This is a genomic window from Chryseobacterium sp. JUb7 (assembly GCF_024806495.1).
Classification (GTDB): domain Bacteria; phylum Bacteroidota; class Bacteroidia; order Flavobacteriales; family Weeksellaceae; genus Chryseobacterium.
This window is the reverse complement of the sequence record NZ_JANUFF010000002.1, coordinates 274,128-298,420: the sequence shown is the minus strand read 5'-3', so window position 1 is coordinate 298,420 and position 24,293 is coordinate 274,128. Positions and strand designations below refer to the sequence as shown.

The following is a 24,293-nucleotide window of genomic DNA, read 5'->3' as shown; positions in this document are numbered from 1 at the left end:
ATTAGTCCTCAGAACAGGCGAGAATATCTGAACTTGGTGAATGCATTCTTTCACTTGGTGAATAGTTTTTGGGCAAACTATATATATGTATATCTTTGTTTTATGAAAGTGTTTCAACTGTTTATTGTATTTCTGTTCGTCCTTTTTGTGAATAATTTATATTCTCAGAGTGCTAATGTTGTACAGGAAGTTCAGACCCAAAGTAAAAAACTGAAAAAGGCAGTAAGCAGCAAAAATGAATCTGCGCAGGCCGATTCTTATTTTAATATCGGTGAAACTTTTTTCAACGATGGAAATTTTTCTAAAAGTGAAGAATATTATACCCGGGCAAAAAATATCTATGAAAAACTTAATGATAAATCCAATATTGAAAAAGTAAGCCGAAAACTGGCCCAGTCTCAGGAAAAACAGAATAAAATTACGCCTGCCATAAGCAATTACAGCCGTGCAGCAGAAGTAAGTTCTAAAAGCAAAAGTGTAAATTCCAATGATGCAGCAAGGCTTTCTTCTACTTCACCGGAAATAAAAGCAGAAGCGATTCAGAATAATATAGAAATAAGTCAGAAAGATAATAATAGTGGCGATCTGGCAGCAGGTTACAGCCAGATGGCGGATGTGAATATTCAGGAGAAAAATATTCCGAAAGCAGAAGAAAATTTAAAAAATGCCTATAAAATTTCCAAAAAAGAGGCTCCGCAACAGGCATTGGAAATCAATCAGAAGTTAACCAATTTCTATGTTGAAAACAAAAAATTTGATAAAGCTATTGAAGCAAAAAAAAAGGTTTTAAAAGAAGATTTTGTTAAAGATAATTCTCAGGAAAATGTTAATCAGATTCAGGAATTGGCAGATATTTATATCAAAAAAAATGATCCGGATGAAGCCATCAACTTGTTGAAAAATGCATATGGAATAGCCTTGCAGAAAGGGCATACGCTGGAAGCTCAGAAAAGTGTAAAAAGGCTTGACAGTCTTTATGCGATTTCACAGAATATAGATGCTTCGATGCAGCTGTACCGGGATTTTCTTGGGAAATTACCGGATTTGGTATCAAAAGATAAAAGTCTTGTAGATCAGAAAATTTTGGAAGATACCGAAGAACGGATTTCACAGCTGGAGAAGGAGAGAGCGTTAAAAGATGAGTTGATCCGAAAGAAAAATGTTTTCAACTACAGTTTGATTGGCGTGTTGATTATATTAACGTGTTTAGTGATCTTTATTTTCAGAACATTAAAGAAAGTTCAGATTAAAAATAAAAAAATTGCTTTGCAGTCCCTTCGCCGCGAAATGAATCCGCACTTTATTTTTAACAGCTTAAATAGTGTTAATCATTTTATTGCAACCAATAATGAGCTGGAGGCCAATCAGTATTTAACAAAGTTTTCAAAATTAATGCGTGGGGTAATGGAAAATTCTACCGAAGACTTTATTCCGTTTCAACAGGAGTTGGATTTGCTGCAAAATTATCTGGCTCTGGAAAAAACCCGTTTTGCAGATAAATTCGATTATGAAATTACGTTTGATGAAGATCTGAATGTGCAAAGTTTAAAAGTTCCCGGAATGTTGGTACAGCCATTTTTGGAAAATGCAATCTGGCATGGACTTCGTTACAGAACGACTAAAGGATTTTTAAAACTAAGCTTTGAAAAGGATAATCAGCATTTGAAAATTAGAATTGAAGATAACGGTATCGGAATCAAGGAAAGTAAAAAGCAGAAAACAGTTCATCAAAAAAATAGGGAAGGTCGTGGGATGAAAAATACACTGGAGCGAATTCAGCTTTTGAATGATCTGTATAAAAAGGATATCACATGCTTAATCAATGATAAAGAAAATAATAATGGCGTGAAGGTTACAATAAAAATTAATTTAACTAACATCAAATAAAAAATTAAAGTGAAGAAAATTTTATTCGTTTTTGTTCTTCTGGTGGCGAATGTTTTAAATGCTCAGGAAATTAATTCTACTCGTTTTGAAAATATTATAAGAAGTTTGAAGATTGATCGGTCAAGAATTAAAAATGATTTCTGTACAGAAAAGAAAATGCCGTACGCCGAAGATTCTTATATCGTTGTGGTTCCTGTATTAATAGGGGATTATGAAGAAGATTTTTTTACGGTTCAGAATTATATACTGATTAGCGATGAGAAGGGAAATATTAAAAATAAATATCTTGATCCCAGAGAGGTTACATCGGACGCCATAAGATTGAGCAGTATAAAAATAGATACGGGTTTATATAATATCAGTCAGAATATTCGCGCTTTTGGGGTAAAGATATATTTTGAAGGCAGCAGCAGACCCAATCCGTATTCATCAGAAGATATTTCTCTTTATTATCCGGTCAGTCAGACATTAAAGAAAATTCTTGGTGAGTTTAATCTAAGTCAGAGTCATGGGGAATGGGATACCAACTGTGCTGGAGAATTTGAAGATGAAACGTCTGTCATTATGATTGATAAAGCAAAAACAAACAGTTTTACTGATCTTATTATCAAAACAAAGACGACCAGTACCGTAAATAAAGAGGTAGACGGAGACTGCAAAGATGTTGAAAAAATGAAAACAACCTCCCGAGTGCTAAAATTCAGTAACGGAATGTATAAATAAGCTTAAAAACCTGAGAGATATGAAAATAAGATCCGTCATTGTAGATGATGAAGCTATTGCCAGAGATGTTTTGAGAAATTACCTCACAAAATACTGTCCGCAAATTGAAATTTTAGGAGAAGCCGAAAATATTAAAGAGGCTGTTCCTTTAATTGCTGAAAAACAGCCACAACTGGTATTTTTGGATGTTGAGATGCCGTTTGGAAATGCTTTTGATGTATTGGAAGCTACAAAAGAATTTTCTTACGAAACAATTTTTATAACAGCATTTTCACAATATTCTCTACAGGCTCTGAATAAATCTGCAAGTTATTATATTTTAAAGCCTATTGATATTCAGGAACTGATTGTAGCTGTAAATAAAGTGGCTGAAAGTATTGAAAGCAAAGAAGAGCTTAACCGGAATAAAGTGCTACTCGAAAATTTAAAGCTGAAACCCGAAAAACAGCAATTGATACTGCCTACTTTGCAGGGTTTTGATGTCGTGAAAACGGAAGATATTCTTAGGTTGCAGGCCGATGGAAACTTTACACAGGTTTATCTTACGGATGGTTCTAAAAAGATGGTGTGTAGATTTTTAAAGCATTTCGATGACTTACTGGAAAACCCGTTTGTAAGAGTTCACCGTTCACATATTATCAACACCAATTTTGTGAAATCTTACCATAAAAGCGGAACGGCAACACTTTCTGACAGCACTGAAATTGAGATTTCAGGCAGTTTTAAAGATAATTTTTTAAAGGTTTTTTCATAAAACTGAAAACAATCAGTCGATGACCAACAGTAATTTAAGGCATTATTTTTGAAGATTTCATGACAACCACAAACTTATATTATTATGAATACTTTTCAAAAAATTGCCATTCCTGTTTCATTAGGCGTTTTAGGATTGATGATTTTCAATTCCTGTTCGGTCGGGATTCCCAAAGGAGCGGTAGCCGTTAATAACTTTAACGCAGATAAATATCTTGGACAATGGTACGAAATTGCCCGTTTCGATTATAAATTTGAAAAAAATATGGATAATGTTACAGCAACTTATTCATTGAATCCGAACGGAACAATTAAAGTACAGAACCGCGGATATAATTACGTCAAAAAAGAATGGAAAGAGTCTGTTGGAGAAGCGAAATTTGTCAATGAAAAGAATGAAGCCCAACTAAAAGTTTCATTTTTTAAACCTATCTGGGCCGGTTATAATGTTATTGATATTGATGAAGACTATCAGTATGCTCTGGTAGCAGGAAATAGCTTAAAATATCTTTGGATTCTATCCAGAACAAAAGATATTCCTGATAGTATCAGACAGCGATTTTTAGAAAAAGCCAGAAAAATTGGATATAATACTGAGGAATTGATCTGGGTAAAACATAACCAATAATTTTATATTCTCGATATATCACAATACTTATAGAATAATGAGAATATTCAAACCTTATAGACTTTAAAAATCTATAAGGTTTTTTTGTTTTTTAAAACGATAAGTCTGATCGTTTTTTAATTCAGAGTTTTATATTCCTTCCACTCCTGAAAGCGGTAATCGATCATTTGCTTCATCAGATCGTAGTTTTCCCAGGTATCTTCAATATGATAAAAAGTCTCGTATTCGAAATCTTTTTCTTCAGCTTTAGCGTCGAAAAGATTGATATAGTCATCTGCGAAAGAACTGAATTTATTCCCGAAATCTGTATCATCAGCATAATAATCTTTTGCAAAACTGTTTCCTTCTTCATTCAGATCATGCTCTGAAAACTTTCCGTCACAAAAATCCATCACAAACTCTGCACCTGTGATTTCTCTTCTTTTTAATTTTCCAATTTCTTCTGCAGCATCTTCCTTCATCTCATCGGAAATAAGCTCATTGGCAATACACCAGTTTAGAAACATTCCGGTGTGGGTCGCGCCATTCCTGATTGGAAGTCCTTCAGGAAAATCTCCTCCATAATGCCATGAAGCATCATCATATTTCGTCATAGTTTTAAACAATTTCTGTCAAAAATAGAAAAAATCAATTTATATTGTCCGTCATCTGGAAAATGCCGTCATTTGCAGGAGAAATTTTCGAAACAAAATATGGAAAATGCCGTTTTAATTACGATTGGTGATGAAATCCTTTCCGGGAACACTGTAGACACCAATTCTAATTTTATTGCCACTGAACTTAAGAATATTGGAATAAAAGTTTCTCAGATATTGACCATTTCAGATGAAATTGAAACCATAAAAAATACATTACAATCGGCCCTTGCGATCGGTGATTTGATAATCACAACAGGTGGTTTAGGCCCTACCAGAGACGATAAAACAAAAAAAGCAATCGCCGAATTTTTTAATGATGAAATTGCTTTAGATGAAGCTACCTTCAATCATCTGAAAGCCTACATGGAAAAACGGGGGCGTCTTGAAATTCTTGAAAGAAACCGTGAACAGGCTTTTGTACCAACGAAATCTACGGTCTTCCAAAATCATTTCGGAACAGCACCATGCATGATGATGGAAGAGAATGGGAAGCTCCTGTTCAGCCTTCCGGGGGTTCCTTATGAAGTGAAGCCATTGATAAAAGACCAGATTATTCCTTATTTAAAAGAAAAATTTAATCTTAATTATATTTCAACGAGGATAGTTTCCGTTGTCGGTATTCCTGAGAGTATTCTGGCAGATATGATTGAAAACTGGGAGCTTGCCTTGCCTGAAAATCTTGCCTTATCTTATCTTCCGGTGGGAACCCGTGTCAAGTTACGATTAACGGCAAGTGGAGATGATGAAAAAGTTTTGCAGCAACAGCTGGAAGCTGAAATTCAGAAATTATTTCCCATCATTGGAGATCATATTTTTGCAACTTCTGAAGATAAAATAGAGAAAATTCTTGGTGAAATTTTAAGTGAAAGAAAAATGACTGTTTCCACAGCAGAAAGCTGTACTGGTGGTGAACTGGCAAAGATGATCACATCAAATTCAGGAAGCTCAAAATATTTTTTAGGCGGAATAGTTCCTTATGCCACGGAAAAGAAAATTGAAATTTTAAAAGTTCGAAAAGAAACCGTAGACGAATTTACCGTGGTAAGCGAGCAGGTGGCGATGGAAATGGCGAAAGGATGCCAGAATTTATTCGGAACGAATATCTCTTTGTCCACAACAGGGGTTGCTGGTCCAGGAAAAGGGGAAGACGGAAAAGATATCGGAACCGTTTTTTACTCCATAAGAATTAATGATAAAGAAGTAACGTCAAAATTATATATGCCTCATTTGGACCGAATGGATTTTATGTATTTTGTGTCTCAGAAAATTATTCAGGATCTGGTGGGGGTTTTAATCGGTAAATAATTGATTAGTAATGTTATATTGCTTTCGTTGTTCCGTTTGGAATTGATTTGAAAAAATTAGAATTAATCTCGTAACAAAATAAAAAAATAATATACCTATTGTATAAATTGTTATCATAATGAAAAAATTAACTCTTTCCTTGTTTTTATTAGCAGGAGTTTGTTCACTAAATGTGGTGAATGCTCAGTCTAAATCAAATAAAGCAGCGTTGGCTATTGCTGAAAAAAGCGGTGTTTCAGATAAAGGTTTAGAACTGAAATATATGGACAAATCTGTACGTCCGCAAGATGATTTTTATAACTACGTAAACGGTACGTGGATGAAAACAGCCAAAATTCCTTCTGATAAACCAACTTGGGGAAGTTTCAATAAATTGGCTGATGATACAGATAATAATTCAATGACGATCTTGAATTCTCTTCTGAAAGATAAATTTGAGCCGGGAACTGAAGGTAAAAAAATCCAGGATCTGTATGCTACGTACATGAATATGGATAAGAGAAATGCTGATGGAATCAAGCCTATTCAGGAAAATATAAATAAGATCGATGCGATCAAAAACCTTACGGATCTTCAGAATTATCTGACTTCTGTAACGAAAGAAGGAGAAAATACCTTCTACGGATGGGGAGTAGATGCGGATTTGAAAGATTCTAAAATGAATGCTGTTTATTTAGGTGATGCTTCTCTGGGGTTAGGAAGAGATTATTATCAGAAAGTAAACGAAAAAAATACGGAAGCTATTGCTGAATATCAGAAATATGTAGCTTCTATGCTGAAAGAATTAGGATACAAAAATGCTGATGCAGCTGCAAAAGGTATCGTTGACTATGAGAAAAGTATTGCCCAGACTTACCTGACAAACGAGCAAAGCCGTGATAATACACTTCAGTATAACCCGGAAACAATGGCTCAGCTTTCTGCTTTGGTAAAAAATGTAAATCTTCCGGCTTATCTTAAGGCTGTTGGAGTAACTACAGATAAAGTAATCATCGGAGAACTTGGATATTATAAAAATCTGGATAAATTTATCAGTACGCAGAATCTTCCTGTCATTAAAGATTATCTTAAATTCCACATGATTCATGGAAGTGCTTCTTACCTAAGCCAAAAGTTAGGAGATATGAAATTTGCTTTCTACGGTAAATATTTAAGAGGCCAGCAGGAGCAGAGAGCATTAAACAAAAGAGGTTATGAGTTGATCAACGGTTCTTTGGGTGAGGCTTTCGGAAAGCTATATGTTGAAAAATATTTCCCTGCAGAAGCTAAAGCTCAGATGGTTGAGTTGATTGATTACTTAAAGAAAAGTTTTGCAGTTCACATCAATGGTTTAGCCTGGATGTCTGCTACAACAAAGGAAAAAGCATTAACAAAGCTGAACAAATTTACTGTAAAAGTGGCTTATCCTGACAAATGGAAAGATTATTCTAAATTAAATATCGTTTCTGAAGCTAAAGGTGGAAATTTATATTCAAACCTTCAGAACATCGGAGAATGGCAGTATAATAAAGATCTGGCTAAAATCGGAAAACCGGTTGACAAATCAGAATGGGGAATGACTCCGCAGACAGTAAATGCTTACTATAACCCAGTAAACAACGAAATCGTATTCCCGGCTGCAATTCTTCAGCCTCCTTTCTTCAATCCTAAAGCTGATGCAGCCGTTAACTTCGGTGGAATCGGTGCTGTTATCGGTCACGAAATGAGCCACGGATTTGATGATTCGGGAGCACAATTCGATGCAGACGGTAACTTGGTAGACTGGTGGACTCCTGAAGACAAAGCCAACTTCGAAAAAGCAACAAAAGCTTTGGCTTCTCAATATGACAAATATGAGCCTGTAAAAGGAACGTTTGTAAACGGAACTTTCACAAACGGAGAAAATATTGCTGACTTAGGTGGTGTAAACATCGCTTATGATGCTCTTCAAATGTATTTGAAAGACAAAGGAAATCCAGGTTCAATCAGTGGTTATACACAGGATCAGAGATTCTTCCTAAGCTGGGCAACAGTTTGGAGAACATTATCGAGTGAGAAATATATGGTGAACCAAGTAAAAACAGATCCGCACTCTCCTGGATATTTCAGAAGTTTCGGTCCGTTAACAAACGTTGATGCCTTCTATAAAGCATTCGACGTAAAACAAGGAGATAAATTGTATAAAGCTCCTCAAGACAGAATTAAAATCTGGTAATTAATACCAAAAAAATAACAGAAACCGTTCAGAAATGAGCGGTTTTTTTGTTTTGAAAATATTAAGATCAAGAGATTCTTAGACTTCACTATAAATGATACTGGCAAATCCGTCTATTATTTTGTTGAGATAGTATAAGCGGTGTCACCCTGAGGTTGTCAACAGATTTTACATATTATTCAATCAAACAGGAACGGGCTTTAGCCTGTTTTCAATTCAAAGTATCATAAAAGACTTTAGCCAAAACTTACACTTCAAGCCTGCTTTTTTTTATTCATAATTCATAACTTCTCATTCATAACTTAAAAATAATAATCAAAATTTGTATATTTGGTAAGTTTGTGTAAAATCAAAAATTATCTTTAATGAAAAAGCTAAATATTGGGATACTTGCCTTTTCCGGGCTGGTATTTTTAAACTCGTGTGGTACAACAAAAACAGCCGGCAGTACAAAAACTGAAACATCAGTGGCGGTTGCAGAACCAGTGAAAAAGGAAGAAGTAAAAGAGGAGGGGATCACTTTATCTTACATGGATAAAAACGTTCGCCCACAAGATGACTTTTTTAGCTACGTTAATGGAAATTGGGTGAAAACTACTCAGATTCCTTCTGATAAAGCAAATTGGGGATCTTTCAATGCATTGAGAGAGAATGTAGATGATGCTTCTCTGGATATTTTAAACAAAATTTTATCCGAATCATATGCTTCAGGTTCCGAGGGTCAAAAAATTCAGAATCTGTATGCCTCGTTTATGGATACATCGAAGAGAAATGCAGAGGGTTTAGCTCCCATTAAAGGAGATTTAGCAAAAATCGATGCAATTAAAAACCTCAATGATCTTCAGAAATATCTGTTGGAAGCAACACGATTGGGTGACAACTCTTTCTACGGATGGAGAGTGGGTGCCGATATGAAAAATTCTACGATGAATGCAGTATATCTTGGCGGTCCGGATCTTGGATTAGGAAGAGATTACTATCAGAAAGTAAATGAAGCCAATACAAAGACTTTAGCAGAATATCAGACCTATGTTGGAAAGCTATTCGGAGTTTTAGGATATAAAAATTCTGATGCAGCAGCAAAAAATGTAGTTGATTTCGAAAAACAGCTGGCTAATTATTTACTGACGCTGGAGCAAAACAGAGACGCCAATCTAAGATACAATCCTAAAACTACTGCTGAGTTACCTGCTTTGGTGAAGAATGTAAATTTGGCTAAATATCTGACAGATGCAGGAGTGAAAACAGATAAGGTGATTGTCGGGGAATTGAAATATTACCAGAATATGGATCAGTTCCTGACTCAGAAGAACCTTCCTTTACTGAAAGATTATCTGAAATATCATTTAATTAACGGTAACGCCAGCAATTTAGATGAAAATTTAGAGCAGATCAGATTTGATTTCTATGCTAAATACCTTCAGGGACAAAAAGAACAGCGTCCAATGAATAAAAGAGGTCTTTCTCTTGTAAACAGCGTTTTGGGAGAGGCTTTTGGTAAATTATATGTTGAGAAATATTTCACTCCGGAAGCGAAAGCCCAGATGGAGACTTATATTCAGTATATCTTAAGATCATTTAAGACTCATATTAATGATATGGACTGGATGTCTCCTGCAACCAAAGTGAAGGCTCAGGAAAAATTATCTAAATTCACTGTAAAAATTGCTTATCCTGACAAATGGAAAGACTACACTCAGATGAAAGTAGAATCTCCAAAGCAGGGAGCAACTTTATATTCTAATCTTCAGAATGTTGCAGCTTGGCAATACCAGAGAAGCTTAGATAAAGTGGGTAAACCGGTTGATAAAACAGAATGGGGAATGACTCCGCAAACGGTAAATGCTTACTATAGCGGTTCAAATAACGAAATTGTTTTCCCGGCAGCTATCCTTCAGCCTCCTTTCTATAATCCAAAAGCTGATGCAGCAGTTAATTTCGGTGGGATCGGTGCTGTTATCGGTCACGAAATTTCTCACGGATTTGATGACAGTGGATCAAGATTCGACGGAGATGGAAATTTAAATAACTGGTGGACAGATGAAGATCGTAAAAACTTTGATGCAAAAGTAGGTCAGCTAGCTAATCAATACAGCGGTTACGAACCTGTGAAAGGAAGTTTTGTAAACGGTAAGTTCACAAGTGGTGAAAATATTGGTGACCTTGGAGGGGTAGCCGTAGCTTATGATGCGCTTCAAATGTATCTTAAGGATAAAGGAAACCCAGGCCTGATCAGCGGATTCACTCAGGATCAGAGATTCTTTATGAGCTGGGCAACTGTATGGAGAACAAAAGCTACAGATCAGTATATGATCAATCAGGTGAAAACAGATCCGCACTCTCCGGGAGTTTTCAGAGCATTTGGCCCATTGGTAAATCAGGATGCATTTATAAAAGCATTTGATATTAAACCGGGGGATAAAATGTACAAAGCACCTGAGGACAGAATAAAAATTTGGTAAGACAAGCCAAAAATTGTTAGAAAAGAAAAACGCATCAGAAATGATGCGTTTTTTTATTTATTTTTCCTAGTTTAGTGACATCATAAAATGATAACTTTATGTTATTAATTATGCGTAATATTAAATATTTCAAGAAAAATCTTAACAAAATTTTGTATGTTACAGTTTTTTTTTAAATTTAAACATTGGATTGGTCAGTTATTTGATGATGATAAAACCAATTCACACCAAAGCAAAAAATCTCAAAATAATAATAATATGGCAATGTTTAATTATGGCGTTGGCGGAAACGAAGTGAAAGTAGACGCTAATGAAGCTATTCAGGAAATTCAGGAGAATAAGTCTCTGATTGTGAGCCAGCTTACAACGGATGAATCTTATGTTCCTGAAATTGTAACAGGACTAAAGACTGTGGACGACGTCTTCAAACATTTCCAACCTTCTGTAAGCGTACAACACGAAACGGAGGAGGGCAATGTAGTGGAAGAGGAGTTCCGTTTTCAGAATCTTGCGGACTTCACCCCGAAAAATCTTACTCAGAAATCAGATTATTTACAGAATCTCAGCATGGAACAGGAGCAGTATAACAAAATTGTTCGCCAGCTGAAAACAAATAAAATTCTGCGTAATATGCTGGAAAACGAACAGACAAGAGCTGCCTTCGTAGAAGTATTAAAAGAAGTGGCACAAGAACTTGAAAAATAATCTAAAGACTTTACATTAATCATGGATAGTAAATTACAGGCAGCAGAAAGCCAGCAACAAGGGCAACAGCAACATGCAGGTCAACCGAAGGGTAATCCGCTTGCCGAACTCAATAAAATAGGTGGTTTTGGTTTTGTAGAATCCGTTGTAGACGGTATCGCAAACATGAACCCGACAAGAAAAGCTAGAAAAGAAATTTTCCTGAATGACGGAAATAAATCAGATGAAAGAAAAGAGCTTCTTCAAAAAATAAACCTTTGGGTAAATCTTTTGGAAGGTAATGAATCTGCTGATAAAATGGCTGATACGTGCAAAACTAAAGCACAACAGGCAGACCAAAACTTAAAGACAAACTTAAAAAATACCCTTGACGCAGTTCGCCAGCTGGAAACAAACTACAGAACTGTTGCTCAGTTTTACAAAAATACAGAGCTTGATAAAGTTGACAATGTAAGTATTGTTAATGCAAGCCTGGATCAGGTTTCAGATTTGGATAATCCTATTTTCATCGAAGCTATTGCTGAAGAATTTAAGAATTATTACGACCGTTTAGACCTTAGAGATAACTACTCAATTCTTGCTATTCCGGGATATTTAGGATCTAATAAAGTCATTGAAAAATGGGCGAAAATCTGTAACGAGAATAAAGTAATGATGGTTACGGATTTTGCAAATCTTGATAAACCGGATGATGTGGTAGATTTATTCCATTCTGCCAATCTTACAGGCGGTGAATTGCACAGAAGTAATGTCATCATGACGTGCAACTGGCTGGTAGGTCGCGGTAAAGCCGAAGAAGTAGGGGAAGAAGATAATGTAGAGCTTCCGCCATCAACTTCATTGGCAGGAAAAATCCATAAAACCTTAATGTCTCAGGTAGCAGCAGGTAAAAAGCACGGTAATATTAACGAAGTGGATGCCGTAAAATTTGAGCTGAAGAAAAGTGAAATTTCTCAGTTGGAAAAAATGGGCTTGGTTCCGATGGTTAATGAATATGGTAAAATCATGGCTTTTTCTGCAAAAACATTATTTACAGGAGACAATATCGGACTTCAGACTTATTCGGTAGTTCGTGTATTCGATTATGTAACAAAAGTTTTACTGGATTTCCTAAACCGAAGAGCTTTCGAAAACTGGAACTCTAAAAATGAGGACGATCTTAGAAGACAGATTGTAACGTTTTTAGATAATATCAAAGGCCCTGATAAATTAATTGAGAAATTCAAAATTGTTCGTTTCGAACAGGATAAAGTGAATAAAGACAGAGTATGGCTGGATATTCGTTTAACTCCATATTTCCCTACAAAAAGTTTCGTTATTAAACTGGACGGTCACAAAGGGGATGATGGAAACGAATGGGATGCAGAATACACGCAGGAATAATATACACCAATTTTTTAATAATAAAACCGATGCAGATTTTACATCGGTTTTTTTCTACCAAATCATTAAAATTATGAATATGAAAGGCAGGTTGCTGTACTTTTTGCCGATATTTCTTGTGATTTTTAGCTGTGAAAAAAAAGAAATCCGGACAGAGCACGAAATTGATCTTTTTGCAGATGAAAGACAGGAAGGAAAAGCATATGTAATGAATGAACAGGAGTGTTTCAATGCAAGCGATATGGTGGTTTCAACAGCCGGTATGAAACTTGTAGACAGCTCTTCAGGTCGTGGAAAATCTTTTTTTATTTATAAAATTAATTCAGGTGAAGTGCTGAAAACAACCCGGGACTCAATCGTTAATTTTCCTTTTCAGATTGTGTCAGCCCAGCGGTTAAAATTAAAAAAGGATCCTATGTATGTATATCTGAAAAAATTACAGGGATATCGCTTTATCGCAGAAGAAAAGCATCTTAAATATCAATGGCTGAAGGGCGCTTCGGTTTATCCGGTGAAAAAATAATCTTAATCAGAATATGTGGAAACCTTACAGGTTTTTAAACCTAGATAATAAAGTTTTATCTTTGCATATCAATAGATGCTTCGGCAGGCTTAGCATGACGGCGTTACAATATACGAATAGAAACAGTTAGTATTAGCGATGTCATGCTGAGCTTGTAGAAACACTAAAAAAATGTAGCAGACAAACCTTTGGAAAAGACAAAACAAGATTCAAACCTCAGACACATTGGCAGCAAACTCCTGATTTGGTATAAAAAAAATGCGCGTGATTTGCCCTTCAGACAAACAAAAGATCCTTATAAAATCTGGATTTGCGAGATCGTTTTTCAGCAGACAAGAATCAGTCAGGGGCTAGGGCACTACAACAATTTCATTAAAAGATTTCCGGATGTAAAAACGTTGGCAGAAGCTGAAGAAAATGAGGTTTTGCTGTATTGGAAAGGGTTGGGATATTATTCCAGAGCGATTAATATTCATAAGGCAGCGCAACAGATTATGAATGACTATCATGGCCGTTTTCCGAAGCAGTATGATGATATTTTACAGCTGAAAGGAGTAGGGAAATATACAGCTGCGGCAGTCTCAAGTATCTGTTTTGATGGCAAAATTCCTGCTGTTGACGGAAATTTCTATCGAGTTTTAAGCCGCATTTTTGCAGATGATTTCGATATTTCCAATTCCAGAGCTTTCAGTTATTTTTCAGAGCTGGCTCATTTGATTTTACCTGAAAATGTGGGCGATTTTAATCAGGCTATGATGGATTTGGGATCAGAGGTTTGTAAACCTAAAAATCCTTTGTGTAACGAATGTCCTTTGAATGAAGATTGTCTGGCATTTTCATTAGATAAAGTTTCTGAATTTCCTGTTAAGACCAAAAAGGTGAAAGCAGAAGATCTAAACTTAAAATATTATTTCGTTCACCGAAACGGACGGTTTTTAATTCAGCAAAGAAAAGATGATTTTATCTGGAAAAAATTATTCGAATTTCCACCTGAAATTACCGAAGAACTGATTCCTTTTATTAAAAGTGTAAAAACAGTTAATCATAAATTGACACACAAAAATTTAAGCATTGAAATTTTTAATGTTGAGGTTGATTCTGAAGATATCTGGGAAAGTTTTATCACTGAAAATAATTTTACTGTAACCGATGTTGAAGGTTCTCACGACAGATCTTTTCCAAAACCGCTAGAAAATTATATTCAAAATTATGATATGGCGTATAGGATTCTTTAAAAGGGATGGAAGTTTGAGGCTGGAAGATGGGGTATAAGAATATGAATAGAAATTCTTCACTGCATTTCATTCAGAATGGAAACGGCTAAAATCTTTGTATTCTTAGTTAAGTGAAACGCCTTTGTAAAATTAAAACGTGTAGTCGTCAAAATAATTCAATGTCCTTTGCGTTAAAAAACAAATATTCTCAAAAATTTTAAAACAAAATTTAAATTCAGCAAAATCAATTATAAAACCCATTGAAATCCTGAAATTTGTCTCCCGAAATCTGAAATCTAATTTGTACTTTTGCAAAATGTTTAAAAACGCCATTTTTATTTTTGTAGCCTTATTTTTGGTGTCTTGTGGGAAAGATCCTATTCCGAAGCCGTATGGTGAGCTTCGTTTAGAGTACCCGGCCCCAAAATATCAGAAATTTGAAAACAACTGTAATTATACTTTCGAATATTCTGATTTTGCGAAAATTACAGATGCCAAAAAACCGTGTTGGTATTATTTGAATTATCCTAAAATGAAGGCCAAAATCTTTGTAACATATTACCCGATACAGAATGATTTTGCATCACACATTCAGGAGGCGGAGAAAATGGTGTATGAACACACGATAAAAGCCAGCTCAATAGATACCAAATCTTTCGAATATCCTGAAAAAAAGGTGTACGGGAATTTTTATGAACTGAAAGGGCAGAGCGCTTCAAATCTTCAATTTTACATTACAGACAGTTCGAAACATTTCGTGACTGCCTACTTATACTTTAATACAAGACCGAAACCTGATTCTTTGGCTCCTGCAGTAGATTATATCAAAAAAGATATGAAACATCTGCTGGATACTTTTGAATGGAAAAATTAATTTACTTTTAAAATATACTTTGAAAAAAATATGAAACTTTTAGTTGTAGGAAGTGTTGCATTTGACGCAATCGAAACGCCATTTGGAAAAACAGATAAAATTTTAGGAGGTGCTGCTACGTATATCGGGATCACTTCGTCTATTTTAGGCGTAAAATCCGGAATCGTTTCTGTAGTAGGAGGAGATTTTCCACAAGAACACCTTGATATGTTTACAGACAGAGATGTAAATATCGAAGGTATCGAAATCGTAAAAGAAGGTAAAACGTTCTTCTGGTCAGGAAAATACCACAACGACTTAAATACAAGAGATACTTTAGTAACAGAAGTTAACGTTTTAGAAAACTTTGATCCAAAAATTCCTGATTCTATGCAGGATGCGGAGATTTTGCTATTAGGAAATCTTCACCCGGGTGTACAATTATCAGTTCTTGAAAAAATGAACGAACGCCCGAAATTGGTTATCCTTGATACGATGAATTTCTGGATGGATTCTGCTTGGGATATTTTGATGGATATGATTGCTAAAACAGATGTGATTACGATCAATGATGAAGAAGCAAGACAGCTTTCCGGAGAATATTCTTTAGTAAAAGCAGCAAAAAAGATTCATACAATGGGTCCAAAATATGTGATCATTAAAAAAGGAGAACACGGTGCTTTACTTTTCCATGACGGTAAAGTATTTGCAATTCCGGCACTTCCCCTGGAAGAAGTTTTCGATCCTACCGGAGCCGGAGATACTTTTGCGGGAGGTTTTGCAGCCTATTTAGCTAAAAAAGGAAAGATTGATTTTGAAACGATGAAGTCTGCTTTAATCGTAGGATCTGCTATGGCATCTTTCACCGTTGAAAAATTCGGAACCGAAAGAATCGAAGAAGTTACCGAAGCCGATATGTTCAGCAGATTGAGACAATTTAAAGAATTGACGACTTTTGATGTAGAAGTACAATAAATACCTCTTTTTAAGAAATATTTATAATAAAAAATTTAGTGTAATTCATTAAGAATTCTAAATTTGCAACTTGTTTAAAATAGTAAAATGATAAATAAACTAAAGATCACTTTTCTTTTTGGAGTTTTTGTGATGTTGTTTGCTACAAATAGCATGAAAGCTCAGGTTAAACCGGGAGAATTAGTGGATGGTATTGCTGCTGTAATCGGTGATGAAATTGTTTTGGAGTCTGATGTAAATGAACAGATGAATTATGCAAAACAGCAGGGAGCTTCTAATATTGATAAGTGTGATTTCCTTGAAAATCTTCTTAATAATAAACTCTTGGTATACGAAGCAAAAAAAGATACTTTGATTGAAAACCGTTCTGCTGCTATCAAAGAACAGGCGAATGGTAAATATCAACAGTTACTTTCTCAGTTCCCGGATGAAAAATCAATGTTGGCGGCTTATAAGTTCAGAACAGGGTATGAGATGAAAAATGCAATCGAAAAAATCGATACTGATACGTATTACGGACAGGCAAAATACCAGAGAGTTACAGAAAAAGCTGACGTTACTCCAAATGAAGTAACAGATTTTTATACAACCTATAAAATGCAGCTTCCGGAGATCAAGGATGAGATATCTTTAGCTCAAATCATGATGTATCCTAAGCTTACAGAGGCTCATAAACAAGATCTTATCAACAGGCTTAAGAAAATAAAACAAGATATTGCCGGAGGAGAAACTTTTGAAAGCCAGGCCAGAATTTATTCTGAAGATCCGGGTTCTGCCTCGAATGGTGGTTTAATGAAGAATATTTCAAAAGGACAGATGGTTAAGCCATTTGAAGCTGCGGCTTTAAACCTTCAGGAAGGCGAAATTTCTGATCCTATTGAAACTGAATTCGGATATCATATTATTCAATTAGTGAAAAAATCAGGAAAGATCTATGATGCAAGACATATTCTTTTGATGGCAACGCCTACTGATGATGAAGTAAAAGCTGCTAAAACTAAATTAGACAGTATCAGAACTTTGATCAGTGATGGGAAAATAACATTTAAAGATGCAACATTTAAGTTTTCTGACGATAAAAGAACGAAATTTAACGCAGGTCTGATTCCTGGTGCTGACGGTTCAAGTAAAATCGAAAGAGAAAGTGTTCCGGGAACAATCAGCTATGAATTGGCTGGTTTAAATAAGGGAGATATTACAACTGCTTTTGATGATGAAGATGAGAGAAAGAGAAAAGTTGTAAAGATTATTAAAATCGAAGATGTGATTCCTGCTCACCAGATTAAACTTGAAACGGATTACGACAGAATAAAGCAGATGGCTCTTAACAAAAAGAAAAATGAAATGATTGAAAAATTTGTTAACTCAAGACTTTCAACAACATTTATCTCAATAGACGGCCGTTACGATTCTTGCCAATTCAAAGGAAACTGGAAGAAAGACGCACTAAAAAAATAAAATAAAAACCTTCAGATTTCTGAAGGTTTTTTTATGCTCTGGATTCTTGAAAGTTCTTACCTTTAATAGAAATAATCTGAAATGGATCATGACTTTTATATAAAGGAATTTATAGAAGCTTGTAATAGTATTTCGCAAAAAGAACTAGACAACTTAGGACTCCGGCTGTCTGTGCAGACTATTTTAGAATCTGTAGCATTAAAAGTCTATAAACCGGAATGGTCAGATAATCCTCTGTCTCCGTTAAATGCATCAGGCAGGATATTTTTTTCGGTCTGGATCAATGATAAAACGATCAAAGAAGAACGTTTGTATTATAATATTCACGCCTTAAAGCTTAGAAAGCTCAAAGGTTATAAAATAGCAGGAAGAGACTTTGCACAAAGTTTTAGGAATAGTTTTATCAAACATCAGAAAGACTGGAATAATGTAAGCATACTGTTTGGTCCATTGACCTTAATGGAAGGGTGGATCAACTTAAAACAGGACACAATACAGAATGATCTATCGGGGCTTGTTGAAAACTTCATTAAAATCGCCCCCGTTATTGATGAAACTTTAAACCTCTTTATCTCTAAATAATTCCTTGATTTAATTTGATTTTTTTATTACTGAAAACAACTGTTTTTAGTATTTTTACGCTATGAGCAATTTTATAGATTTTAATTCAGCGAAAAAGCTTAAAGACATGCAATCACAGCACAATAAAATTACACAACTTTTTAATATACAGTATCCTATTATTCAGGCCGGGATGATCTGGCATTCGGGTTGGAGGCTGGCTTCAGCGGTTTCCAATTGCGGAGGTTTAGGGTTGATCGGGGCCGGAAGTATGTATCCGGATGTTTTAAGGGAGAATATTCAGAAGTGTAAGCAGGCTACTGACAAACCTTTTGGGGTAAATGTGCCCATGCTTTATCCTAATTTGGATGAGGTGATTCAAATTATTTTGGAAGAAGGAGTGAAGATTGTTTTTACATCGGCAGGAAATCCCAAGACCTATACAGAGACTCTTCAAAAAGAGGGTTTAAAGGTTGCTCATGTAGTTTCTTCTACAAAATTTGCAATGAAGTGTGAAGATGCTGGTGTAGATGCTGTAGTAGCAGAAGGATTTGAAGCAGGTGGGCATAACGGTAGAGACGAAACCACTACTTTTTGTTTAATACCCAATGTTAAAAACCATATTTCAAAACCTTTAATTGCCGCAGGAGGAATTGCCTTAGGTTCTCAGATGAAAGCAGCAATGATCCTCGGAGCTGACGGTGTTCAGATCGGTTCCCGTTTTGCAGCAACGGTTGAGGCCAGTGCCCACGACAACTGGAAAAAGAAAATCACAGAATTGAATGAAGGAGATACTCATCTTACGTTGAAAGAGCTGGCACCCGTAAGAATGGTGAAAAATAAGTTCTTTAGTGAGTTGGAAGATATTTATAATGTTGGAAGAAATACAGAAGCTCTGGTGGCTTCACTAGGTCGGGCAAGAGCCAAACGCGGAATGTTTGAAGGGGATATGGAAGAGGGAGAACTGGAAATCGGACAGGTTTCAGCATTGATTAATGATGTTCTTCCGGTAGAAACGGTCTTCGAAAATTTATTAAAAGAGTTTCAGCAAGCAAATAACCCTACTTTATAATATACGTTTAAATTGATGGAAGGAAGAATAGTAGAGGTAAACGGACAAAAACTTTATATAGAATACAATAGTTCATTTGAAAATAAACCTACGATCGTATTTTTACATGATTCGCTAGGTTCGGTACAGCTTTGGAGAGATTTTCCCGAAAAACTTTCAGCTGCTGCAGAATGTAATTTTTTAATGTATGACCGTCTGGGATATGGAAAGTCGTATCCAATGCTTAGTCATGAACGTGATAATAATTATATGGAGCAGGAAGCAGATTTCCTGAATGATTTGCTGACTGAATTAAATATAAACGATGCCATTTTATTCGGACATAGTGATGGAGGGACTATTGCATTGATAACTGCCTCAAAGTATCCAGAAAAAATCAAAGCACTAATTTGCGAAGCCGGACATATTTTTGTGGAAGATATAACGGTAAAAGGTGTTGCAGATGCTTTAAAAGCATATCAAACGACTAATCTTCCGGAACGTTTGCAAAAATATCACGGTGATAAAGTGGAAATGATCGTAAAAGCATGGACCGAAATATGGTTAAGCGAAAGATTTAAAAGCTGGAATATCGAATACCTTTTGAAAGATATAACTTCCCCTTTATTATTCATTCAGGGGGAAGCAGACGAATACGGAACCTTAGGCCAGGTTGAAAGAACAGTCTCTCAGGTAAGTGGAACTGCAGAAAAATTTATTATTCCAAATGTTGGGCATACTCCGCATAAGGAACTTCCCTCAGCTGTTTTGACAAAAAGTGAAGCTTTCCTAAAAAGTATCCTGAATTAAAATATTAAGATAAAATCTTACTTCTTAAATTTTGATTTTCTTCTTTAAGTTTTAATATTTGATCTTTAAGAATATCTATATAATCTTCTAAATTTGTTATTATTGAATCTGGAATTTTATAATAATTTTTTTCGGTAATAGAGTTTTCAAATTGGACTATTGATGGTGTTTTTACCTCTGCATCTGCTTTTATATCATTAATAGAAACCTGTAACGCTTTAGCTAGTTTTTGCCATTCCTCATTATAAATTTTTGTTTCTCCACGCTCTTTTCTGGAATAGTTTGAAGTATCTATAGAAAGTATTTTAGCCATCTTTTCCTGAGATATTCCTTGTTTTTTTCTCATGGATCTTAATTTTTCCTGAATCATTATTAGTTTGTGATTTTGTTTTTTTTGCGTTTTCAATGCAAAATATCAATAAAATTACAAAAAAAACGCAAAAAAATACTTAATAGTATGGAAAATTTATAATTAATTTTGAAATGTCAATAGTGACATAAATAAAATTATAACTATGAAAAATTTAAAGAAAATTTCGAGAGATGACTTAAAACAAATTAGTGGAGGACGTTTACCTGTAGGTCTTGAACCAGGATTAGGTACTGGCGGATGTGGCGGATCTTCATGGTGTGCATGTGGATCTATTACAATTGACTTAGGATTGGGAAGCGGACCAAGAGAAGAATGTTGTGCTTGTCCACCAAAAAGTTTTTAACCTTAATTAAAATAATATAGAATGTCAGGAATTTTTTCCTGACATTTTTAAATTAGTATAATGAAAAAAATACTTCTCATTTTTATACTTACTTTTTCCCTTGCTTCAGTTTGTGGACAAAACTTATTGTCAGTTGTTGCAAAAGATGAATCTGATGCTTATAGCAATACATTATTGATTGCTCCTGCATGTGATCAAAAATATATGGAAACATATAAAAAACTGGATTCTGCAGGAATAGAAAATGGGATATTTACTTTTAATTTAAAATCTATCGAAGATCATTTTCCCAGACCTTACAAATTTGGGATTATTATTAAAAAGAATCAAAGCTATATAAATTCAGAAATTTTTTATCTTAATAAGACTGATCAGAATATCGTTTTTAATGCTAAAAATGGAGTCATTAATTTTTCAAAAGATAATCTCCTGTATGATGATATCTCAAATTTTAATGAATTTTTTAAATCAATACATGAAGAAAAAAACAGTCTAAATCGTCAATATTATTTACTTATAAAGCAAAGCATAAAAAATGAAGACAGTATAAAATTATTGAAGGAATCATTTGCAAAAATAATGGATACAGAAGATGATTTATATAAAGATTATGCAAAGAAAAATCCAGGATCTTACATATTATTTTGGAATCTGGTTTTTAAAGCCAATACTTACAAGCCAATCTATGAAGATACTTTCAAAAACTTTGATAGAATAATAACCGGATCAGCAGTAGGAAATATATTTTATAATCATCTGATGTCCCTGAAATATTTTGAAAAGGGTAAAACCTTTCCGCAATTAAATATCAAAGGAAAAAAAGTAGCATTAAATTTAGGAAAAAAATATACATTAGTTGATTTCTGGTTTTCCTATTGTAAGCCATGCTTAGAGGAGCTTCCAAAGTATAAAGCTTTATATGATTCCTATAATAAGAGTGGTTTTGAATATATTGGTATTTCTTCTGATAGAACTCAGGATATAGCCCATTGGAAAAAAATCATTAATGAAAACAAATTACAGTGGCAAAATATTCTGGACGAAAATGGCGCGGAAACAGATAAATTTGAAATTAAAAAATTTCCGACAAATTTTCTTCTGGATTCTGAAGGAAAAATTATTACAAAAGATATATCTTCAAAAGAGCTGGAAGTTTTTCTGAAAAATAAATTCTAGATATCCTTAACTCTTCATCTCCATCTGAATATTATTTCTTGCCCGAACTTCATATTTTTCTCTAAAATATTCGGTTTTAAAAATATATTCCAAGTCTAAAAAATGTTTCAAAACTTTTTTTCTTCCGGGTTTATAGAGTAAATCAGGGTACACAGAATATTCTTTCCGGATCTTTCTTGTGTAATCCAGATAGGTTTCCGGATCTTTTCCCAGGATTGAAAGATCAGCATCCAAAAGATAATTGGTATCATAATCATCAGACTGCTGATGGGATTTTGTGGCAATAATTTGTTGCACGGTTTTTTCGATAGAACTAGGGTCTACATTTAGTTTTTCAAGTTGGAATTTTCCAAAATCGGCACTGTTTTCTTCATTATTTTTTGAGGATGCATTATAAATTACATCATGATAGAAAACAGAAAAAGATAGGATATTAAAGTTTTCAATTTTATTTTTTACAGATTCGAGCTCTGCAAACATATTTTCAAGATGATTCAAATTGTGATAATGTCTGCCTTTTTCAGCATATTTTTTCTCAATTTCGATCCATGATTTTTCAATAATATTTTTATCCTGAGTAAATGAAAAACAGGTTTGCTGAAATCTTTCTTTCAAATTCATAATAATTCTTTTAAATAAAAAAAGGAACTTTTAAAAAGTTCCTTGATTTGCTTCCAGATTTGCTTTCAATTCAGCCCAGCCTCCGCCGTTATAGCCGTCTTTTAATCCCTGAGAGTTAAGAAAATCTAATGCCTTACCGCTTCTGTTACCACTTCTGCAGAACAAAATTACCGGTTTTTCAATAGACAAAATCTCGTCTTGTCTGTTTTCCACTTCTCCTAAAGGGATGTTTTTAGCTCCTTCTATATTTCCGTCCATTTCCAATTCCATTGGCTCACGAACATCGATTAATTCATAGTTTCCTGATTTTATTACTTCTGTTAAAGACATAACTGTTTTGATTTTTAAACATTAAATATTAACGAAAATACGCAAAATTTTAATCATTTTTTCTATCAGCAAATATTTTTTCTTTCGATTAAAATAAAGTATAGCCAAAGATTAAAGACATCGTTGTATAATCAGAATCCCACACCATATAATTTCTTAGTAAAGTTCTTGGCGTGCCTACACGAAATTCTACTCCAAATTTGTCGTTGTATTTGTATCCGGCTCCCAAAATAAGGTTATTTCCTGAATTAACTTCCAGATCAAGATAATCATATTTTATATTGGATTTAAAATTAAAGTCGATAAGATAGGCAGCATTGACAAATATCTTGGATTTGTCGTTAAGAAAGAAATAATGACGTATTCCAAAAGGAACTTCAAGAGATTTGTAATCTACGCTTCTTTTAGATTTTTGCTCAAAATAAGTGCCCGGATACATCGTAGTTTCTATTTCTGTTTTATAATAATTGTAAGTTGGTTCTACAAAAAGAGCCCATTTATTTTTATTAAAGGGTAAAACAAATTCAAATTCAGCACCGATTCTGAAAGCTATTTTATTGTCAAATTTTGTATCATCCGTTGTAGAGTAAGAACTGTAATAAGTTTTCAGAGAAGATGAGTTGATTCAGGCTCTAATATTAAGATTAAAAAGGTCTTTTTTCTCTGGAGACTGAGTGTAATTAATCGATTGCCCGCTTGAGCACTCATTATATTTCATGAATATTTTAGAAAGATCTTTTTGCTCATATCTGGCATTCTGTATTTCTTTCTTTTCGATACCGCACTTCAGAGCGGCAAGCTGATTCTTGTATTCCTGATTATAAGTGATCTGAGATTCGTTGATGTAATAGGGCTTATAAAGTAGCTGTTTTACTTCAGAATGATCTGTACTAAAGAAAAATTTTCTCAGATCAGAGTTTTCATAGTAAAGAAGATCCGCTTTTCCTTCAACAAGATATTTTAAGAATACAGTTTCTTCTTCAAATTTTGGATCCCCTGTTTCAGACATGTGGCTCAGCTGTTCAGACGATTTGTCGATCATTACGGTCTTTCTGATGTATTTGTTACCATGATCCATTCCGAATTCATGTACATGCTTGATATTTTCTTTTTTTATATCAGAAGCTTCATTAATTTTATATTCAAATTCTGTAGGATTATTCTTCCAGTCAAGATTTTTGATCAAAACTTCGGCTCTTTCACCCGAATTGTTGATGATATAGCCTTTTTCGAATTTTATTTGCGCATTAAAGAAGCAAGCAGCAATGAGTCCAGTAAACAGACCTAGTTTTTTCATGGTTTTAATTTTACAGTTTTATAAGCGGTT

At 34.4% G+C, this 24,293-nt stretch carries 25 protein-coding genes; 19 read left to right on the top strand and 6 right to left on the bottom strand.

Annotated features, from left to right (window positions below; all coding sequences use genetic code 11):
* Positions 1–102: 102 nt before the first annotated feature.
* The 4 genes from M2373_RS04920 to M2373_RS04905 all read left to right on the top strand — a co-directional run bounded on the left by M2373_RS04920 (position 103) and on the right by M2373_RS04905 (position 3,991).
* Entirely contained in the window at positions 103–1,887 is a 1,785-nt protein-coding gene (locus M2373_RS04920; RefSeq protein ID WP_259108224.1) for a histidine kinase, read from the top strand.
* A 9-nt stretch (positions 1,888–1,896) separates the two neighbouring features.
* On the top strand, positions 1,897–2,610 hold the full coding sequence (locus tag M2373_RS04915; RefSeq protein ID WP_259108222.1) for a hypothetical protein: 714 nt from the start codon (positions 1,897–1,899) through the stop codon (positions 2,608–2,610).
* 19 nt (positions 2,611–2,629) lie between these two features.
* Positions 2,630–3,364 (top strand): LytTR family DNA-binding domain-containing protein, encoded by a 735-nt coding sequence (locus M2373_RS04910; RefSeq protein ID WP_259108219.1) that lies wholly within the window; start codon positions 2,630–2,632, stop codon positions 3,362–3,364.
* An 84-nt stretch (positions 3,365–3,448) separates the two neighbouring features.
* The gene (locus M2373_RS04905) at positions 3,449–3,991 is read left to right on the top strand and encodes a lipocalin family protein (protein ID WP_259108217.1); all 543 of its coding nucleotides are present in this window, start codon (positions 3,449–3,451) and stop codon (positions 3,989–3,991) included.
* 116 nt (positions 3,992–4,107) lie between these two features.
* On the opposite strand, the gene M2373_RS04900 is transcribed toward M2373_RS04905, so the two are convergent.
* Entirely contained in the window at positions 4,108–4,584 is a 477-nt protein-coding gene (locus M2373_RS04900; protein ID WP_259108214.1) for a hypothetical protein, read from the bottom strand.
* Positions 4,585–4,683: 99 nt separating this feature from the next.
* Here M2373_RS04900 and M2373_RS04895 point away from each other — a divergent pair, with 99 nt between their 5' ends.
* From M2373_RS04895 to M2373_RS04835, 13 genes are all read left to right on the top strand, one after another.
* A complete protein-coding gene (locus M2373_RS04895) occupies positions 4,684–5,934 on the top strand; it encodes a CinA family nicotinamide mononucleotide deamidase-related protein (RefSeq protein WP_259108211.1) in 1,251 nt (416 codons plus the stop codon).
* A 118-nt stretch (positions 5,935–6,052) separates the two neighbouring features.
* Entirely contained in the window at positions 6,053–8,128 is a 2,076-nt protein-coding gene (locus tag M2373_RS04890; protein WP_259108208.1) for a M13 family metallopeptidase, read from the top strand.
* A 365-nt stretch (positions 8,129–8,493) separates the two neighbouring features.
* Complete coding sequence (locus M2373_RS04885) at positions 8,494–10,590, top strand: M13 family metallopeptidase (RefSeq protein WP_259108206.1); 2,097 nt, start codon at positions 8,494–8,496, stop codon at positions 10,588–10,590.
* 156 nt (positions 10,591–10,746) lie between these two features.
* Positions 10,747–11,295: a type VI secretion system contractile sheath small subunit gene (locus M2373_RS04880; RefSeq protein ID WP_259108203.1), complete on the top strand. Its 549-nt coding sequence runs from the start codon at positions 10,747–10,749 to the stop codon at positions 11,293–11,295.
* 21 nt (positions 11,296–11,316) lie between these two features.
* A complete protein-coding gene (locus tag M2373_RS04875) occupies positions 11,317–12,678 on the top strand; it encodes a DUF5458 family protein (protein WP_259108200.1) in 1,362 nt (453 codons plus the stop codon).
* A gap of 79 nt (positions 12,679–12,757) precedes the next feature.
* Positions 12,758–13,201 (top strand): hypothetical protein, encoded by a 444-nt coding sequence (locus tag M2373_RS04870; RefSeq protein WP_259108196.1) that lies wholly within the window; start codon positions 12,758–12,760, stop codon positions 13,199–13,201.
* Positions 13,202–13,389: 188 nt separating this feature from the next.
* A complete protein-coding gene (gene mutY, locus M2373_RS04865) occupies positions 13,390–14,436 on the top strand; it encodes an A/G-specific adenine glycosylase (RefSeq protein ID WP_259108192.1) in 1,047 nt (348 codons plus the stop codon).
* A 295-nt stretch (positions 14,437–14,731) separates the two neighbouring features.
* Entirely contained in the window at positions 14,732–15,289 is a 558-nt protein-coding gene (gene gldD / locus M2373_RS04860) for a gliding motility lipoprotein GldD (RefSeq protein WP_259108190.1), read from the top strand.
* A gap of 30 nt (positions 15,290–15,319) precedes the next feature.
* Complete coding sequence (locus M2373_RS04855) at positions 15,320–16,243, top strand: PfkB family carbohydrate kinase (RefSeq protein WP_259108187.1); 924 nt, start codon at positions 15,320–15,322, stop codon at positions 16,241–16,243.
* 87 nt (positions 16,244–16,330) lie between these two features.
* Complete coding sequence (locus tag M2373_RS04850; RefSeq protein ID WP_259108184.1) at positions 16,331–17,701, top strand: peptidylprolyl isomerase; 1,371 nt, start codon at positions 16,331–16,333, stop codon at positions 17,699–17,701.
* Between the two features lie 81 nt (positions 17,702–17,782).
* Positions 17,783–18,283, top strand: coding sequence for a hypothetical protein (locus M2373_RS04845; RefSeq protein WP_259108181.1), 501 nt, complete (start codon positions 17,783–17,785; stop codon positions 18,281–18,283).
* Positions 18,284–18,389: 106 nt separating this feature from the next.
* On the top strand, positions 18,390–19,334 hold the full coding sequence (locus M2373_RS04840; RefSeq protein WP_259108178.1) for a nitronate monooxygenase family protein: 945 nt from the start codon (positions 18,390–18,392) through the stop codon (positions 19,332–19,334).
* A 15-nt stretch (positions 19,335–19,349) separates the two neighbouring features.
* Positions 19,350–20,123, top strand: coding sequence for an alpha/beta fold hydrolase (locus M2373_RS04835; RefSeq protein WP_259108175.1), 774 nt, complete (start codon positions 19,350–19,352; stop codon positions 20,121–20,123).
* Between the two features lie 4 nt (positions 20,124–20,127).
* Here the strand turns inward: M2373_RS04835 and M2373_RS04830 are convergent, their stop codons facing one another.
* Entirely contained in the window at positions 20,128–20,469 is a 342-nt protein-coding gene (locus M2373_RS04830) for a helix-turn-helix domain-containing protein (protein ID WP_409013188.1), read from the bottom strand.
* A gap of 169 nt (positions 20,470–20,638) precedes the next feature.
* Between M2373_RS04830 and M2373_RS04825 the strand changes: the two genes are divergently transcribed.
* Together M2373_RS04825 and M2373_RS04820 are read left to right on the top strand one after the other, a co-directional pair.
* Positions 20,639–20,839 carry a bacteriocin-like protein gene (locus M2373_RS04825; RefSeq protein ID WP_259108170.1) on the top strand — a complete coding sequence of 67 codons (201 nt, stop codon included), beginning with the start codon at positions 20,639–20,641 and terminating at the stop codon, positions 20,837–20,839.
* 60 nt (positions 20,840–20,899) lie between these two features.
* Positions 20,900–22,015, top strand: coding sequence for a TlpA disulfide reductase family protein (locus M2373_RS04820; protein WP_259108167.1), 1,116 nt, complete (start codon positions 20,900–20,902; stop codon positions 22,013–22,015).
* A 6-nt stretch (positions 22,016–22,021) separates the two neighbouring features.
* Here the strand turns inward: M2373_RS04820 and M2373_RS04815 are convergent, their stop codons facing one another.
* The 4 genes from M2373_RS04815 to M2373_RS04800 form a co-directional block, all read right to left on the bottom strand.
* Positions 22,022–22,636: a hypothetical protein gene (locus tag M2373_RS04815; RefSeq protein WP_259108165.1), complete on the bottom strand. Its 615-nt coding sequence runs from the start codon at positions 22,634–22,636 to the stop codon at positions 22,022–22,024.
* A 30-nt stretch (positions 22,637–22,666) separates the two neighbouring features.
* Complete coding sequence (locus tag M2373_RS04810; protein ID WP_259108162.1) at positions 22,667–22,966, bottom strand: rhodanese-like domain-containing protein; 300 nt, start codon at positions 22,964–22,966, stop codon at positions 22,667–22,669.
* A gap of 88 nt (positions 22,967–23,054) precedes the next feature.
* Positions 23,055–23,576, bottom strand: coding sequence for an outer membrane beta-barrel protein (locus M2373_RS04805; RefSeq protein ID WP_310468051.1), 522 nt, complete (start codon positions 23,574–23,576; stop codon positions 23,055–23,057).
* A gap of 15 nt (positions 23,577–23,591) precedes the next feature.
* The gene (locus M2373_RS04800; RefSeq protein WP_259108157.1) at positions 23,592–24,263 is read right to left on the bottom strand and encodes a hypothetical protein; all 672 of its coding nucleotides are present in this window, start codon (positions 24,261–24,263) and stop codon (positions 23,592–23,594) included.
* Between the last annotated feature and the right edge of the window lie 30 nt (positions 24,264–24,293).

What these genes read in the sequence shown, in the direction of transcription:
- M2373_RS04810 (WP_259108162.1), bottom strand. Translation starts at nt 22,966, where the DNA reads ATGTCTTTAACAGAAGTAATAAAATCAGGAAACTATGAATTAATCGAT.
- M2373_RS04895 (WP_259108211.1), top strand. Translation starts at nt 4,684, where the DNA reads ATGGAAAATGCCGTTTTAATTACGATTGGTGATGAAATCCTTTCCGGG.
- M2373_RS04910 (WP_259108219.1), top strand. Translation starts at nt 2,630, where the DNA reads ATGAAAATAAGATCCGTCATTGTAGATGATGAAGCTATTGCCAGAGAT.
- M2373_RS04820 (WP_259108167.1), top strand. Translation starts at nt 20,900, where the DNA reads ATGAAAAAAATACTTCTCATTTTTATACTTACTTTTTCCCTTGCTTCA.
- M2373_RS04815 (WP_259108165.1), bottom strand. Translation starts at nt 22,636, where the DNA reads ATGAATTTGAAAGAAAGATTTCAGCAAACCTGTTTTTCATTTACTCAG.
- M2373_RS04890 (WP_259108208.1), top strand. Translation starts at nt 6,053, where the DNA reads ATGAAAAAATTAACTCTTTCCTTGTTTTTATTAGCAGGAGTTTGTTCA.
- M2373_RS04855 (WP_259108187.1), top strand. Translation starts at nt 15,320, where the DNA reads ATGAAACTTTTAGTTGTAGGAAGTGTTGCATTTGACGCAATCGAAACG.
- M2373_RS04845 (WP_259108181.1), top strand. Translation starts at nt 17,783, where the DNA reads ATGGATCATGACTTTTATATAAAGGAATTTATAGAAGCTTGTAATAGT.
- M2373_RS04800 (WP_259108157.1), bottom strand. Translation starts at nt 24,263, where the DNA reads ATGAAAAAACTAGGTCTGTTTACTGGACTCATTGCTGCTTGCTTCTTT.
- M2373_RS04870 (WP_259108196.1), top strand. Translation starts at nt 12,758, where the DNA reads ATGAAAGGCAGGTTGCTGTACTTTTTGCCGATATTTCTTGTGATTTTT.
- M2373_RS04885 (WP_259108206.1), top strand. Translation starts at nt 8,494, where the DNA reads ATGAAAAAGCTAAATATTGGGATACTTGCCTTTTCCGGGCTGGTATTT.
- M2373_RS04905 (WP_259108217.1), top strand. Translation starts at nt 3,449, where the DNA reads ATGAATACTTTTCAAAAAATTGCCATTCCTGTTTCATTAGGCGTTTTA.
- gldD (WP_259108190.1), top strand. Translation starts at nt 14,732, where the DNA reads ATGTTTAAAAACGCCATTTTTATTTTTGTAGCCTTATTTTTGGTGTCT.
- M2373_RS04875 (WP_259108200.1), top strand. Translation starts at nt 11,317, where the DNA reads ATGGATAGTAAATTACAGGCAGCAGAAAGCCAGCAACAAGGGCAACAG.
- M2373_RS04830 (WP_409013188.1), bottom strand. Translation starts at nt 20,469, where the DNA reads ATGAGAAAAAAACAAGGAATATCTCAGGAAAAGATGGCTAAAATACTT.
- M2373_RS04920 (WP_259108224.1), top strand. Translation starts at nt 103, where the DNA reads ATGAAAGTGTTTCAACTGTTTATTGTATTTCTGTTCGTCCTTTTTGTG.
- M2373_RS04880 (WP_259108203.1), top strand. Translation starts at nt 10,747, where the DNA reads ATGTTACAGTTTTTTTTTAAATTTAAACATTGGATTGGTCAGTTATTT.
- M2373_RS04835 (WP_259108175.1), top strand. Translation starts at nt 19,350, where the DNA reads ATGGAAGGAAGAATAGTAGAGGTAAACGGACAAAAACTTTATATAGAA.
- M2373_RS04840 (WP_259108178.1), top strand. Translation starts at nt 18,390, where the DNA reads ATGCAATCACAGCACAATAAAATTACACAACTTTTTAATATACAGTAT.
- M2373_RS04900 (WP_259108214.1), bottom strand. Translation starts at nt 4,584, where the DNA reads ATGACGAAATATGATGATGCTTCATGGCATTATGGAGGAGATTTTCCT.
- M2373_RS04825 (WP_259108170.1), top strand. Translation starts at nt 20,639, where the DNA reads ATGAAAAATTTAAAGAAAATTTCGAGAGATGACTTAAAACAAATTAGT.
- M2373_RS04850 (WP_259108184.1), top strand. Translation starts at nt 16,331, where the DNA reads ATGATAAATAAACTAAAGATCACTTTTCTTTTTGGAGTTTTTGTGATG.